Raw genomic sequence first — 13,952 nt, 5'->3', positions numbered from 1 at the left:
ACGGCGCCCACGCACGCCGACGCCGCGCCTACAGCCGCGCTCTGTCGCCGTGTCACCACTGGTCACGCTACGCGACCACCGGCACCGTGATCGGCATGACGGCAAAACCCATCGATCGCATGGCCACCACCCGACCCGCCAGCCCGTGCGCCCCCTTGAGCCCCGACTCCACCGGCGCCCGACTCCCGGACCACACCTTCGAGATGCGCTTCACCTCCACACCCCGTGGAGCCCGCCTCGCCCGTCGCCTGGCGGCCGTCCGCCTGGACGGGTGGGGGATCCCGTACGGCACCGACGCCCACGACGCGGTCGTGCTGATCGTCGCGGAACTCACCGCGAACGCCGTGCGCCACGGACACGTCCCCGGCCGGGACTTCCGCCTGCGCCTCCACGTCCCGCCCCACGACCGCGCCGTACGGGTCGAGGTCACCGACGCCCGGGGCGAACGCCCTCCCCGCCGCCCCACCGCAGTGGGGATCGCGGCCGACGCGGAGGAGGAGGCCGGCCGGGGTCTGCTCCTCGTGTCGCGGCTCGCCGCCCGATGGGACTGGCACCCGCGCCCGGACGGCCCGGGCAAGACCGTCTGGGCGGAGTACGCGTTCCCGTCGTCACCACGTCAATCGCCCTGCTGACCCCGGTCGTCGGGCCATCCGTGCGCGAGCGGGCGAGCCCGTTCCCGCGGTTGGGTCCGCCGGTGGGCACCCGTCCGGGGTGTCAGCGCGGATCCTCGATCACCGAGAACACCGCCCCCTCCGGGTCCGCCACCGTGGCGACCCGGCCGTACCGGGTGTCGTGGGGAGGGTCCAGGACGCGGCCGCCCAGTTCGGCGACCTGAAGCACCGTTTCCTCGCTGTCGGCGACCTGGAAGTACGTCAGCCAGTGGGCGCCCCGGTCGCCGGGCAGGGCGTGGCCCAGGCCGGTCAGGCCGGCCACCGGTCGGCCGCCGGCGCGCAGGGCCACGTGGTCGGAGTCGGCGCAGACCTCCGGCTCCTCCTCGTAGCCGAACACCGTCTCGTAGAACTTGGCCACGGCGGTGGTCTCGAAGGTGAGCAGCTCGTTCCAGGCGGGGGTGCCCGGGACGCCGCCGATCGACGTGCCGAGGTGGGCCGCGCCCAGCCAGATCCCGAACACCGCGCCGGCGGGGTCGGCGGCGATGGCCATCCGCCCCGCCTCGGCCGCGTCCAGCGGGCCCACGGCCACCGTGCCGCCGCACAGGCGTACCTGGTCGGCCGTCGCGTCCACGTCCCGCGAGGCGAAGTACGGCGTCCAGGCGACCGGCAGTCGGCGCTCCGGCGGCAGGTGGCCGATGCCGGCCACGTCGTGGCCGTCCAGCAGCGCCCGCACGTACGGGCCGAGCTGCTGCGGGCCGGGCCGGAACTCCCAGCCGAACAGCGCCCCGTAGAACCTCTCGGTCGCGGCCAGCCCGTGCACCATCAGGCTCACCCAGCAGGGTGTGCCGGGCGCGCGCCGTGCGTGCGGACCGGCCGACTCCCGTGCCTCGGTCATCGATCACTCTCTCCCCGGCCCTCACGGGGCCGTGTCGCTTTCCGCTTGCCGGAAGGGGTTGTGCCGTCCACGCGCGCACACCCGTGCCGGTATCCGCGTCCTCTGGGGTGCCGCTCGCCGGGCCGCGCCGACCGCCCGGGGCACCGGGAAGGACGCCTGCTACGCCGTCTCCCGCCGCTTCCTGACGATGGCCGGCGGGTGTCCGACAGTTGTACAGCCTGTGCCCGGTCCCGTACGCCGGGTGATCGGACCTGTCCGGCGGGAGATTAGTCGGACCTGGACGCCGCGGCCACCCCTGACGTAAGGATGACGCCATGACAGCCATCATCAGCGCGACCGAACTGGCCCACGAGATCGACGGGGAGGCCCCGCCCGTCCTGCTGGACGTCCGCTGGCGGCTCAGCCTCGCGAAGGCGGCGGGCGAACCGGAGTTCGACGGGCGGGCCGAGTACGCGGCCGGGCACATCCCCGGCGCGGTCTTCGTCGACCTGGACCGGGAGCTGGCCGCGGCCCCCGGGGAGCGCGGCCGCCATCCGCTGCCCGACCTCGCGGAGTTCGGCGCGGCCATGCGCCGCGCGGGCGTGTCGGCCTCCCGGCCGGTCGTCGTCTACGACGGCGGGGTGGGCTGGGCCGCCGCGCGCGCGTGGTGGCTGCTGCGCTGGACGGGTCACCCGGACGTGCGGGTGCTCGACGGCGGGTTGCCCGCCTGGCGGGGTCCGCTGTCGACCGGGACGCCCGTACCGGCCGAGGGCGACTTCCGGCCCGAGCCGGACCCCGCCGGACTGCTGGACGCGGACCGGGCGGCCGCCCTGGCCGGCTCGGGCGTGCTGCTGGACGCGCGCGCGGGGGAGCGGTACCGCGGTGAGGTGGAGCCAATCGACCGGGTCGGCGGCCACATCCCGGGCGCGGTGTCGGCCCCCACCACCGAGAACGTGGGCCCGGACGGCCGGTTCCTGTCCGCGGCCGACCTGCGGGACCGCTTCAAGGCGCTGGGCGTGTCGACGGACGTGCCGGTGGGCGTCTACTGCGGCTCGGGCGTGTCGGCCGCCCAGGAGGTGCTGGCGCTCGCGGTCGCGGGCATTCCGGCGGCCCTGTACGTCGGTTCGTGGTCGGAGTGGTCCTCCGACCCGTCCCGTCCGGTGGCCGTGGGTCCGGACCCGCGGTAGGCGGGGCGAAGCCGGGGGCACGCGCGCGTGCCCCCGGCTTCGTTGTGCCGTACGACGGTTCACACGGTCGTACGCCCCGTTTACTCCTGCTTCTTGCGTCGGGTGCCGAACACGATCTCGTCCCAGCTCGGGACGGCGGCCCGGCGGCCGGGGCGGACGCCGTCGGCCTCGGCCTGACGGTCGGTGGAGCCGATGAGGCGGTCGCGGTGGCTGCCCACCGAGCGGGGCATGAGGACGTCCGCGTAGGCGGATCCGGCCGACGCGGCGGTCGCCGGGGGCTCCTCCTCGGCGATCTCCTCGGGCGGCTCCTCCGGCGAGATCTCCGCCGGCCGGTCCGGGACCACCAGGTCGCCCCGGAAGCTCGGCACCGCCTCCAGCAGGCTGGTCAGCGAGTCGCGTTCGCCGGTGCTCTCCTCGACGGGCTCGGACGCCTGCGCGGGCAGACCCGGCCGCTCCCGGTCGACCCGCTCCAAGGCGCGGTCCATGCCCCTGTCGCGCGGCAGCCGGGCGATGCGCGGGACGAACGGGAAGCTCGGCTCCGGCACGGCGAGGTCGTCGGACTCGCCGATCAGCGAGCGTGCCTCCTCGTCCACGGCCTGCACGAGCCGCCGCGGCGGGTCGTACGTCCAGCTCGCCGAGTGCGGTTCGCCCGCGACCCGGTAGACGAGCAGCACCTCCCAGGTGCCGTCGTCGCGGCGCCAGGAGTCCCACTGCACGGTGTCCTTGTCGGCGCCGCGCAGCAGCAGCCGCTCCTGGACGGCCTCACCGAGCAGCGGGCCGGAGTTCTCGCCGGGCCGGCGCACCGGGGTCTTGCGGGCGCGCTCGGCCATGAAGGCCCGCTCGGCCAGCACCGGTCCCTCGAAACGCCGTACCCGGTCGACCGGGATGCCGGCGAGCTGGGCGACCTCTTCCGCGGTGGCGCCGGCTCGTATGCGCGCCTGGATGTCACGGGGGCGGAGATGGCTCTCCACCTCGATCTCGATCTGACCGAGACGGGGCCGGTCGCCACGGACGGCGGCGCGCAGCCGCTCGTCGATCGGCAGCGTGTACTCCGTCGAGTCGGCAGCTTTGAGCACCAGCCGTGTGCCGTCATTGGAGACGGCCACGACACGCAGTTCGGGCATGGGGACCTCCCGGGTGGTGCCTGCCGACGTCACGTGCGTCGCTGCTTCCGCTAGTCGAGTGTGGCCTGCCCGGGTGCAGCCTGCCACAACCTTGCCGAGTTGCCCGGCGTGTCGGGCACGGGCCCTGGGTCGCCGTTATGGCACGGTTACCTGTTCGCAACGCTCAGTGACCAAGTCCGTCACCCTGTGCAACTGGCCCCCTCCAGGTGGTCCTGCGAGGTCGCGGACACCCTGGTGGGAGACCGGACCCAGGGCTCGCAACAGTACTCCATTTGGACCATGTGCGTGGATGGGCGCGCTGCCCAATCTTTGCGCAAGGGGTACGACTTGGCCGTTCATCACCGGGTTTCGGTGATCTTGGAGGTGGCGAACTTCACGTAATCCCCAGAAACGGAACTAATCGCTACGTCCCCAGGATCCTCCGCAAGTAGTCGTTCTGGAACAGGCGTTCCGGGTCGAGCCGGTCGCGCAGGGCCGTGAACTCGGCGAAGCGCGGGTACACCCCCGAGAGGTACGCCGCGTCCCGGGTGTGGACCTTCCCCCAGTGCGGCCGGCCCTCGTGCGCGGTGAAGATGCGTTCGGCGGCGGTGAAGTAGGCCTGGTAGGGCGTGCCCCGGAACATGTGCACGGCGATGTACGCGCTGTCCCGGCCGGAGGCGGTGGACAGGGTGATGTCGTCGGCGGGCGCGGTGCGCACCTCCACCGGGAAGCTGACGCGCAGTCCGGAGCGGTCGACCATGGCCTTCAGCTCGCGCAGGGTGTCCGCGAGGGCCGCTCGCGGGACGGCGTACTCCATCTCCAGGAAGCGCACCCGGCGCGGGGAGGTGAAGACCTCGTAGGGGATGTCCGTGTACGTCCGCGCGGACAGCGCCCTGCTGGAGATCCGGGCGATCGCCGGGACGGCCGCCGGGGCCGCGCGCCCGACCCACTGGGCCACCTGGAAGACGCCGTTGGAGAGGAACTCGTCCTCGAACCAGCCGGCCAGCCGCCCCACCGGCCGCTCCGGGCCCGCGCTGCGGTTGTTGCGCTTGGTGTTGGTGCTGGCGGTGTGGGGGAACCAGTAGAACTCGAAGTGCTCGTTCTCCGCCCACAGTTGATCGAACTCGGCGATCACCCGGTCGAAGGGCATCGGCTCCTCGCGGGCGGTGAGCAGGAACAGCGGCTCCACCGCGAAGGTGATCGCCGTGACGACGCCGAGGGCGCCGAGACCTGTGCGGGCGGCCGCGAAGACCTCCGGGTTCTCCTTCTCGGAGCAGGTGAGCACCGAGCCGTCGGCCGTCACCAGCTCCAAACCCCTGATCTGGGCGGAGATCGAGGCCGACTCGCGGCCGGTGCCGTGGGTGCCGGTGCTGGTGGCGCCGGAGACCGTCTGCTCCATGATGTCGCCCATGTTGGTGAGCGACAGGCCCTCGCGCGCCAGGGCCGTGTTGAGCCTCTTGAGCGGGGTGCCCGCCGCCACCGTGACGGTCATGGCCTCCCGGTCGATGCCGCGTATGCCGGTCAGCAGCGACGGACGGATCAGTACACCGTCCGTCGCGGCTATGGACGTGAAGGAGTGCCCGGTGCCGACCGCCTTCACCCGAAGGCCGTCCTCGGCCGCCCGGCGCACCTCCGCGGCCAGTTCCGCCACCGAGGCCGGCGCGACCTCCCGCGCGGGACGGGCGCAGACGTTGCCGCCCCAGTTACGCCAGGTGCTGTTCCTCGCGCTCGACGTGGTGCTCAACGATGCCTCCCCGACCCGCGGCCGGCCTGCGGAGCCGGCGGAACCCGAGGAAACCGACCGCGACCGCGACGGCCCCGGACACGGCCGGAACCCCGTACCCGGCGCGCGCGCCGGCTGCGTCGATCACCCAGCCGGCCACGGACGAGCCGAGCGCGACCCCGACCGCGAGGCCGGTGCTCACCCAGGTCATGCCCTCGGTGAGCTGCGCGCGAGGTACGTGCTCCTCGATGAGGGACATCGTCGTGATCATCGTCGGCGCGATGGCCAGCCCCGCAACGAACAGCGCCACGGCCAGAAGCGGCAGGTTTCCGACCAGTAGGAGGGGGATCATACTCACGGCCACGGCCGACACGCCCACGAGCCAGCGGCGCTCCGGTGCCCCGGCGAACCGCATGAGGCCGAAGACCACCCCGGCCGTGCAGGATCCGGCGGCGTACAGCGCGAGGACGACGCTCGCGGCGGCCTTGTGGCCGCGTTCGTCGGCGAAGGCGACGGTGACCACGTCGATCGCCCCGAAGATCGTGCCGGTCGCCGCGAAGGTGGCCACCAGCACCCGGAGCCCGGGCGAGCGCAGCGCGCTGCCGCCGCTCCGCCGCTCGCGCGGGTGCGGCGGCGGCTCGGTGGCGTGCTGGGAGGTCAGCCAGAAGACGCCGGCGGCCAGGAAGCACGCGGCGAGCAGGGGACCCGCCTCCGGGAACCAGGCCGTGGACAGGCCGATGGAGATGATCGGGCCGAAGACGAAGCAGGCCTCGTCGACCACCGACTCGAACGAGTAGGCGGTGTGCAGCTTCGGAGTCCCCCGGTACAGGGCCGCCCAGCGGGACCGGATCATGGCGCCCAGGCTCGGCACCGCCCCGATACCGGCCGCGCAGGCGAACAGCGTCCAGTCCGGCCCGCCGAGGTGCGCGGTGAGCAGCAGTCCGGCCGCCGCCGCGAGCGCGACCAGGGTCGCCGGGCGCAGCACCCGCCGCTGCCCGTGCCGGTCCACCAGCCGGGAGATCTGCGGCCCGATCGCGGCGGCGGACAGCGCGATGGTGGCGGACAGCGCGCCGGCCAGGCCGTAGCGGCCGGTGAGCTGCGAGACCATCGTGACCACGCCGATGCCCATCATCGACAGCGGCATGCGGCCGAGGAACCCGGCGGCGGAGAAGGCCTTCGTGCCGGGCTCGGCGAACAGGGCGCGGTAGGGGCTGGGCACGTGGACTCCGTGGCGGCTCGTAAGGCGCGAATGCGATCGGTACAGCTTACGAGTTAGGTAGCCCTAAGTGCACCCTCGCGAAGCGTCGGGGGCGCCGCGGGCGAAGCCGTCGGAAAATCATGACGAAACCACCTCGAACCCGACTCTTCACCCCGCTGTTCCCCTCCTGTCGGTACCGGGTGGCAGGATCGAGTCATGCCAGACGCGCTCGATCACACCCCGTACGACGCCCTGCTCCTGCTCTCGTTCGGCGGCCCCGAAGGCCCCGACGACGTGGTCCCGTTCCTGGAGAACGTCACGCGCGGGCGCGGCATCCCGAAGGAGCGGCTGAAGGAGGTCGGGCAGCACTACTTCCTGTTCGGCGGGGTCAGCCCCATCAACGACCAGAACCGGGCCCTGCTGAAGGCCCTGCGGGAGGACTTCGCCGCGCACGGCCTGAACCTGCCGGTCTACTGGGGCAACCGCAACTGGGCGCCGTACCTGACCGACACCCTGCGCGAGATGGCGGCCGACGGCCGCCGCCGCGTCCTGGTGCTCGCCACCAGCGCCTACGCCTCCTACTCGGGCTGCCGCCAGTACCGGGAGAACCTCGCCGACGCGCTGGCCGCGCTCCGGGCCGAGGGCGTGCGCGCGCCGGAGGTCGACAAGCTGCGCCACTACTTCAACCACCCGGGCTTCGTCGAGCCCATGATCGACGGCGTGCTGCGCTCCCTCGCCGACCTCCCCGAGGACGTGCGCGACGGCGCCCACATCGCCTTCACCACCCACTCCATCCCGACCTCCGCCGCCGACACCTCCGGCCCGGTCGAGGCCCACGGGGAGGGCGGGGCGTACGTCGAGCAGCACCTGGACGTGGCCCAGTCGATCGCCGACGCCGTCCGCGAGCGCACCGGCGTCGACCATCCCTGGCGGCTCGTCTACCAGTCCCGCTCCGGCGCCCCGCACATCCCCTGGCTGGAGCCGGACATCTGCGACCACCTCGAGGAGCGGCACGCAGCCGGCGTCCCCGCCGTCGTCATGGCGCCCATCGGCTTCGTCTCCGACCACATGGAGGTCCTCTACGACCTCGACACCGAGGCCACGGCCAAGGCCGGGGAGCTGGGCCTGCCGGTGCGCCGCTCGGCCACCGTGGGCGCCGACCCGCGGTTCGCGGCGGCCGTCCGGGAACTGGTCCTGGAGCGGTGCGCGGCGGAGCGCGGGCAGGAGGTCACCCGGTGCGCCCTCGGCGCGCTCGGCCCGAGCCACGACCTGTGTCCCGTCGGCTGCTGCCCGGCCCGCGCCCCGAAGCCGGCCGCCGCCGGCGCCGACAGCCCCCCGGTGCCGTGACCGGAAGGTTCACCGGCCCGTCTCTTCGTTCAGGGCACCGGGCGTGAGCGGATCACGCCGGTGACACGGGGCCCGGCACGCGCGTCCACCGCGCCGCCGCCGGCCACCGGCTCGTCCGCGCCGGACCCCGCCCGCGCGGGGGACGGCCCGTCGTGTCGGGTTCGCCCGCGCGCCGAGGGGCCCGCCGGGTTCGCCCGCCCGGGGGAGCCCCGGCGCGTCGGCGCCGCTCCGCCGGGCCGTCGCACGACCGCACCCCACCCGCATCCCAACCGTCCCGGGGCCCGGGCGCCGTCCCTCGGCGCCGGCCCGCTCCGGAAGACCCCCGACCTCGCCTGAGGAGACCCGTGACCGACCCCCTCCACCGGGAACTGCTCGAACTGGCCCAGGAGGCCGCCCGCCGGGCCGGCGAGCTGCTGCGCGACGGACGGCCCGCCGACCTCGAGGTGGCCAGGACCAAGTCGAGCCCCATCGACGTCGTCACCGAGATGGACATCGCCGCCGAGAAACTGATCACCGACCTGATCTCGGGACGGCGACCCGAGGACGGCTTCCTCGGCGAGGAGGGGGCCTGCACCGAGGGCACCAGCGGCATCCGCTGGGTGATCGACCCGCTCGACGGCACGGTCAACTACCTCTACGGACTGCCGACCTGGGCCGTGTCCGTCGCGGCCGAGCAGGACGGCGAGACCGTCGTCGGGGTGGTCTCGGCACCGATGCGCGGCGAGACGTACCACGCGGTACGCGGTGACGGAGCCCGGGCCACGGGCGCGTGGGAGGGGGAGCGGGCGCTGTCCTGCCGTCCCGCGCCCCCGCTGGACCAGGCGCTGGTCTCCACCGGCTTCAACTACGTCGCCCGGGTCCGCACCCACCAGGCCGAGGTCGCCGCCCGGCTCATCCCGCTGCTGCGGGACATCCGGCGTGGCGGCTCGGCCGCGGTCGACCTGTGCGACCTGGCCTGCGGCCGGCTGGACGGCTACTACGAGCGCGGTCTGCACGCCTGGGACGTGGCGGCGGGCGACCTGATCGCCCGGGAGGCGGGCGCGCTGACCGGTGGACGCCCCGGAGAGCCCCCCACGGGCGATCTGACGGTCGCGGGCACCCCGGGCGTCTTCGAACCCCTCCAGCGGCTGCTGGAGGACTTCGGCGCCTGGCACGACTGACAGGCGCCCGGCACGACCGGCGAGGGCCTTTCCCCCTTGGGGCCGCGTCAGCGGGGAAGGCGTCGTACCGGGGGCGCCGGACGAGCGGGACCCCCGGCGCTGGATTCGCCGGGGGCCCCGTTCCTGCCCTGCGGGCCTAACAGACGCGTGACGCGCCGACCTCCACACCGTGCTCGGCGGCGAGGCGGCGCAGGTCGTCGAGCTCGCCCTGCTCCACTTCGACAAGGAAGTCGTCGCCCTCGTCACGAGCCCGCGACAGGTCGGACTCGGTCGTCTTTATGCGCTGCAGAAGTCCTGCGGTGAATGCGTCCATGCTGCGCCCCCTCGTCCTGGGTCGTGGGTCGGGTGGCACGGGGGTGTGCCGTTCGGAGGGAAACGATCACGTCTGCCGCGGGTGCCCAGCGCAGCCCGGCCGGGCGGCGACGGTGCCGGACACCCACGCCCACTCTGCGGATGCGGAGGCGGATCGCGATGTACCGCATGGTGCTGCGGCACATGCAGAGCGTGATCGCGGGATGTACATGCCGTCCTCCCCCCACGTTCCGTCCGGGAAACCTCGACCGCCGGAGAAAATCTCGCGTCTCCGCCCGGCCGCCCGGGGTCCCCTCGGTCCCGGCCCCCGCCTTACAGCCGACTTATGGCCGAAAAGGGCAGGATGGAGGTCACATCCCACGGACACCCCTGCCCGCGCGCGCCTCACCGCGCGCTACGCGGGTGGACACAGGAAGGACAAGCGACGTGCGCGTACTCGTCGTCGAGGACGAGCAACTGCTCGCCGATGCGGTGGCCACCGGACTGCGCCGGGAGGCCATGGCCGTCGACGTCGTGTACGACGGTGCGGCCGCCCTGGAGCGCATCGGCGTCAACGACTACGACGTGGTCGTCCTCGACCGTGACCTCCCGCTCGTGCACGGCGACGACGTCTGCCGCAAGATCGTGGAGCTGGGCATGCCCACGCGCGTGCTCATGCTCACCGCCTCGGGAGACGTCAGCGACCGCGTCGAGGGCCTGGAGATCGGCGCCGACGACTATCTCCCCAAGCCGTTCGCCTTCAGCGAGCTGATCGCGCGCGTACGGGCCCTCGGACGCCGTACGAGCGTGCCCCTGCCGCCGGTCCTGGAGCGGGCCGGCATCAAGCTCGACCCCAACCGCCGCGAGGTCTTCCGCGACGGCAAGGAGGTCCAGCTCGCGCCCAAGGAGTTCGCGGTGCTGGAGGTGCTCATGCGCAGCGAGGGCGCGGTGGTCTCGGCCGAGCAGCTCCTGGAGAAGGCCTGGGACGAGAACACCGACCCCTTCACCAACGTCGTGCGGGTGACCGTCATGACGCTGCGCCGCAAGCTCGGCGAGCCGCCGGTGATCGTCACCGTCCCCGGCTCCGGCTACCGGATCTGATCCGCCATGGCCACCACCCCCGCGCCGCCCCAGGCGCCCCCGAAGCCCACCTGGGACCCCCGGCGGCCGCAGCCCCCCTTCCCGTGGCTGCGCCCGACCATCCGGATACGCCTCACACTGCTGTACGGCGGCATGTTCCTGATCGCCGGCATCCTGCTGCTGTCGATCATCTACCTGCTGGCCGCGCAGGCCATCACCAACGGCAACGCACCGCTGTTCAAGATCGTCAGCTTCCAGGAGCTGAAGGTCTCCAGCGACAACTGCCCCGCGATCACCAACCAGGTCCCGCTCGCCGACTTCAACGACGCGATCAGCCGGTGCGCCGACAGCCAGCGCCACGCGGCCCTGGACAACCTGCTCAGCCGCTCGCTGCTGGCCCTGCTGGGCCTCGCCGTGATCGCCTTCGCGTTCGGCTACGCGATGGCGGGCCGCGTACTGTCCCCGCTCGGCCGGATCACGCGCACCGCACGCCGGGTGGCGGGCTCGGACCTGTCCCGCAGGATCGAGCTGGACGGCCCGGACGACGAGCTCAAGGAACTCGCGGACACCTTCGACGAGATGCTGGAGCGCCTAGAACGGGCCTTCACCGCCCAGCAGCGCTTCGTCGGCAACGCGTCCCACGAGCTGCGCACGCCGCTCGCGATCAACCGCACCCTCCTCGAGGTGCATCTGTCCGATCCGAACGCGCCGGTGGAGCTCCAGCAGCTCGGCAAGACGCTGCTGGCCACCAACGAGCGCAGCGAGCAGCTCGTGGAGGGCCTGCTGCTGCTCGCCCGCAGCGACAACCAGATCATCGAGCGCAAGCCGGTCGACCTGGCCGAGGTGGCCGGCCAGGCCATCGACCAGGTGAACGCCGAGGCCGAGGCCAAGGGCGTCGCCCTCCGGGGCGAGCGCGAGCCCGCGGTGGTGCTGGGCAACGGCGTGCTGCTGGAGCGGATCGCGCTGAACCTCGTCCAGAACGCGGTGCGCTACAACGTGCCCGAGGACGGCTGGGTCGAGGTGACCACCGAGGTGCGGCACGGGCAGGCGGTGCTGACCGTCTCCAACACCGGTCCCGTGGTGCCGGCGTACGAGATCGACAACCTCTTCGAGCCGTTCAGACGGCTGCGCACGGAGCGCACGGGCAGCGACAAGGGAGTGGGCCTCGGCCTGTCCATCGTCCGGTCCGTGGCCCGCGCGCACGGCGGCCACATCGTGGCGACGCCCCGCGAGGGCGGGGGCCTGGTGATGCGGGTCACGCTGCCGCTGTGACGAGATCCGACACGCGGGGGGCTTGTTCGCTTGACGCGGAATTTCCCCGCCCCCTTCGGTGGTTGATCCTGTGTGATCGATCACATGGACGGATTTCCGGCCATGTACTCCGCGTGATCATGACACGGGGCGGAAAGCCGGGAAAATCCCAGTTTTCAGGGCTCTAGATCACGGGAAGTACACGGTGAGGCGCCTTTGAGGTGCGACATTCGAACCGTGTACGGTCCTCACCGCCATCCAAGCCGATCACTCGCGAGCGGCCGACTTGGGTGTCGATTGAGTAACAGACCTTGATGTGAGGCAAAATCTCCGCCTCAGGTCGGGCACAAGTCCGGCCTCTCACGCGTTACGTGCGCTGAAGACACCGCAGACACCCAGAGGGGGAGAGCGACATGGCAACCGATTACGACACTCCACGCAAGACCGACGACGACGTCGACTCGGACAGCCTTGAAGAGCTGAAGGCCCGCCGGAACGACAAGTCCACCTCCGCGGTGGACGTCGACGAGTTCGAGGCCGCGGAGGGCCTCGAGCTGCCGGGCGCCGACCTCTCGAACGAGGAGCTGGCCGTCCGGGTGCTGCCCAAGCAGCAGGACGAGTTCACCTGCATGAGCTGCTTCCTGGTGCACCACCGCAGCCAGCTGGCCCGCGAGAAGAACGGCCAGCCGATCTGCCGCGACTGCGACTGAGGACGGGTCGGCCGTGACCGGCTCGACCCCTCCACGGAAGCGCCGCTTCTCCCTGCGGAGAGCGGACAAGGGGCCGCACGGCGGCCCGCACGGCGCGCGTGACGACGAGCGGGGCTCATCCTCGGCGGGAGCCTCGCTCGAACCGGCGTCCGGCCGGGATGACCACCCGACGGCGCCGGAGCCGCAGCCCCTCGCCGCGCGACGGGCCGCGGTGGCCCGCGGCAAGGCCCGGGACCTGGCCCGGGAAGGGGCCCGCAGGGGCGGCAGCGGAGCCCGCGCGGGACTGGCGTACGTCGCGGACCGCATCCTCGAGATCGCCCCGCGTGTGCCCGTACGCGACCTCGCGGCACTGCGCCGCCAGTTCCCCGGCCTCGGACCCGAGGAACTCGCCGACAAGCTGGTGGCGGGCGCGGCGGCCGGTACCTCGGCGGTCGGGGCCGGTATCGGGGCGGCGGCGATGCTGCCGGTGCCGCCGGCCATGCCGACCGAGCTGGCGACCGAGATCACCGGGGTCGCCGCGATCGAGCTGAAGCTCCTCGCCGAACTGCACGAGGTCTACGGCGTACGGCCGCCGGGAAACCTCCGGGCCCGCAGCACCGCGTACCTGTCCTCCTGGGCGGGGGAGCGCGGCATCAAGGTGACCCAGCCGGCCACCATCGACGCGGCCCTCGGCGGCCGGATGAAGCGCGAACTGCGCCAGCAGATCATGAAGCGGATGCTCCGGGACCTGCCGAACCTCATGCCGTTCATGGTGGGCGCCGCGGTGGGCGCCGTCATGAACCGCAGGGACACCAGAAGACTCGCCGCACGGATCCGCGCGGACCTGCGTAAGGTCCAGGTGCCGTGGGACGAGCTGCCCGCACTGCCGCCGCTGGACCAGCCCGAGCACCCGGTCGGACTCGGCGAGCTCTCCGGTGGGCCCGAGGACTGAGGGCGCTACGCCGCCGTCCGCCGGGCCGCCTCGATCGCGGCCGCCAGGCGCTCCGGCTCCCGCGTCGACAGGTACAGGTACGGCGTCGGGTCCTCCGGGTCCGTGACCTCCACCCGCAGAGCCGTGGGGATGTAGGCGCGCAGCAGCAGGAAGGCGCGGGTGTCGGCCTTGTACGTGCGCCAGGCGCGCGCCTCCTCGGGGTCGAGGACCTGCGCGTCGCCGAGGGCCGACACCGGCACCCTGGCCTCACCGGCGATCAGCGAGTCGCCCACCACCCTGATCCGCGGGGAGCCGTACGCGCTGGCCACCACGGCCGCGGCGGCCGTACCGCCGACCAGGCCGCCGAGCAGCGGCAGGGTTCCGAAGGGCAGCAGGACCAGGGCGAACGAGACGCCCACGAGGAAGCTCATCAGCCACCACGAACGAGGGGTGGTGAGGCGTTCTTCGTAGGGGGTGGCGGAGAGCTGCATGAGCCAAGCTTGGCAC

General features: G+C 72.9%; 14 protein-coding genes. 8 read left to right on the top strand and 6 right to left on the bottom strand.

Annotation, left to right across the window (positions count from 1 at the left end; translation table 11 throughout):
- The first annotated feature begins 95 nt into the window (after positions 1 to 95).
- Positions 96 to 632 (top strand): ATP-binding protein, encoded by a 537-nt coding sequence (locus MXD57_RS01045; protein WP_374114635.1) that lies wholly within the window; start codon positions 96 to 98, stop codon positions 630 to 632.
- Between the two features lie 82 nt (positions 633 to 714).
- Here the strand turns inward: MXD57_RS01045 and MXD57_RS01040 are convergent, their stop codons facing one another.
- Positions 715 to 1,506, bottom strand: a complete 792-nt coding sequence (locus MXD57_RS01040; RefSeq protein WP_250399308.1) for a VOC family protein — start codon at positions 1,504 to 1,506, stop codon at positions 715 to 717.
- 314 nt (positions 1,507 to 1,820) lie between these two features.
- Here MXD57_RS01040 and MXD57_RS01035 point away from each other — a divergent pair, with 314 nt between their 5' ends.
- Positions 1,821 to 2,672, top strand: a complete 852-nt coding sequence (locus tag MXD57_RS01035) for a sulfurtransferase (protein ID WP_250399307.1) — start codon at positions 1,821 to 1,823, stop codon at positions 2,670 to 2,672.
- Between the two features lie 80 nt (positions 2,673 to 2,752).
- Here the strand turns inward: MXD57_RS01035 and sepH are convergent, their stop codons facing one another.
- The 3 genes from sepH to MXD57_RS01020 form a co-directional block, all read right to left on the bottom strand.
- Complete coding sequence (gene sepH, locus MXD57_RS01030) at positions 2,753 to 3,796, bottom strand: septation protein SepH (protein WP_250399306.1); 1,044 nt, start codon at positions 3,794 to 3,796, stop codon at positions 2,753 to 2,755.
- Between the two features lie 403 nt (positions 3,797 to 4,199).
- Entirely contained in the window at positions 4,200 to 5,519 is a 1,320-nt protein-coding gene (locus tag MXD57_RS01025) for a D-arabinono-1,4-lactone oxidase (protein ID WP_250399305.1), read from the bottom strand.
- Positions 5,479 to 6,717, bottom strand: a complete 1,239-nt coding sequence (locus MXD57_RS01020) for an MFS transporter (protein ID WP_250399304.1) — start codon at positions 6,715 to 6,717, stop codon at positions 5,479 to 5,481. Before MXD57_RS01020 ends, MXD57_RS01025 begins: the two co-directional genes overlap by 41 nt.
- Positions 6,718 to 6,912: 195 nt before the next feature.
- Between MXD57_RS01020 and MXD57_RS01015 the strand changes: the two genes are divergently transcribed.
- Complete coding sequence (locus MXD57_RS01015; RefSeq protein WP_250399303.1) at positions 6,913 to 8,043, top strand: ferrochelatase; 1,131 nt, start codon at positions 6,913 to 6,915, stop codon at positions 8,041 to 8,043.
- A gap of 344 nt (positions 8,044 to 8,387) precedes the next feature.
- Positions 8,388 to 9,203, top strand: a complete 816-nt coding sequence (locus tag MXD57_RS01010) for an inositol monophosphatase family protein (protein WP_250399302.1) — start codon at positions 8,388 to 8,390, stop codon at positions 9,201 to 9,203.
- A gap of 136 nt (positions 9,204 to 9,339) precedes the next feature.
- Here the strand turns inward: MXD57_RS01010 and MXD57_RS01005 are convergent, their stop codons facing one another.
- The gene (locus tag MXD57_RS01005) at positions 9,340 to 9,516 is read right to left on the bottom strand and encodes a hypothetical protein (protein WP_250399301.1); all 177 of its coding nucleotides are present in this window, start codon (positions 9,514 to 9,516) and stop codon (positions 9,340 to 9,342) included.
- Positions 9,517 to 9,941: 425 nt separating this feature from the next.
- Between MXD57_RS01005 and MXD57_RS01000 the strand changes: the two genes are divergently transcribed.
- The 4 genes from MXD57_RS01000 (at position 9,942) to MXD57_RS00985 (ending at position 13,466) form a co-directional block, all read left to right on the top strand.
- Complete coding sequence (locus tag MXD57_RS01000) at positions 9,942 to 10,595, top strand: response regulator transcription factor (protein ID WP_003993508.1); 654 nt, start codon at positions 9,942 to 9,944, stop codon at positions 10,593 to 10,595.
- A gap of 6 nt (positions 10,596 to 10,601) precedes the next feature.
- Positions 10,602 to 11,846 carry a sensor histidine kinase gene (locus MXD57_RS00995; protein WP_250399300.1) on the top strand — a complete coding sequence of 415 codons (1,245 nt, stop codon included), beginning with the start codon at positions 10,602 to 10,604 and terminating at the stop codon, positions 11,844 to 11,846.
- Between the two features lie 392 nt (positions 11,847 to 12,238).
- On the top strand, positions 12,239 to 12,535 hold the full coding sequence (locus tag MXD57_RS00990) for a DUF4193 domain-containing protein (protein ID WP_005481602.1): 297 nt from the start codon (positions 12,239 to 12,241) through the stop codon (positions 12,533 to 12,535).
- 13 nt (positions 12,536 to 12,548) lie between these two features.
- Positions 12,549 to 13,466, top strand: coding sequence for a hypothetical protein (locus MXD57_RS00985; protein ID WP_250399299.1), 918 nt, complete (start codon positions 12,549 to 12,551; stop codon positions 13,464 to 13,466).
- Between the two features lie 5 nt (positions 13,467 to 13,471).
- Here the strand turns inward: MXD57_RS00985 and MXD57_RS00980 are convergent, their stop codons facing one another.
- On the bottom strand, positions 13,472 to 13,936 hold the full coding sequence (locus tag MXD57_RS00980) for a DUF3093 domain-containing protein (RefSeq protein WP_250399298.1): 465 nt from the start codon (positions 13,934 to 13,936) through the stop codon (positions 13,472 to 13,474).
- Positions 13,937 to 13,952 lie beyond the last annotated feature (16 nt).

The sequence above is a fragment of the Streptomyces cellostaticus genome (assembly GCF_023630175.1).
Taxonomy (GTDB): domain Bacteria; phylum Actinomycetota; class Actinomycetes; order Streptomycetales; family Streptomycetaceae; genus Streptomyces; species Streptomyces cellostaticus_A.
Note: the sequence above shows the minus strand (reverse complement) of the source record. Positions and strands in the feature narration are given on the sequence as shown.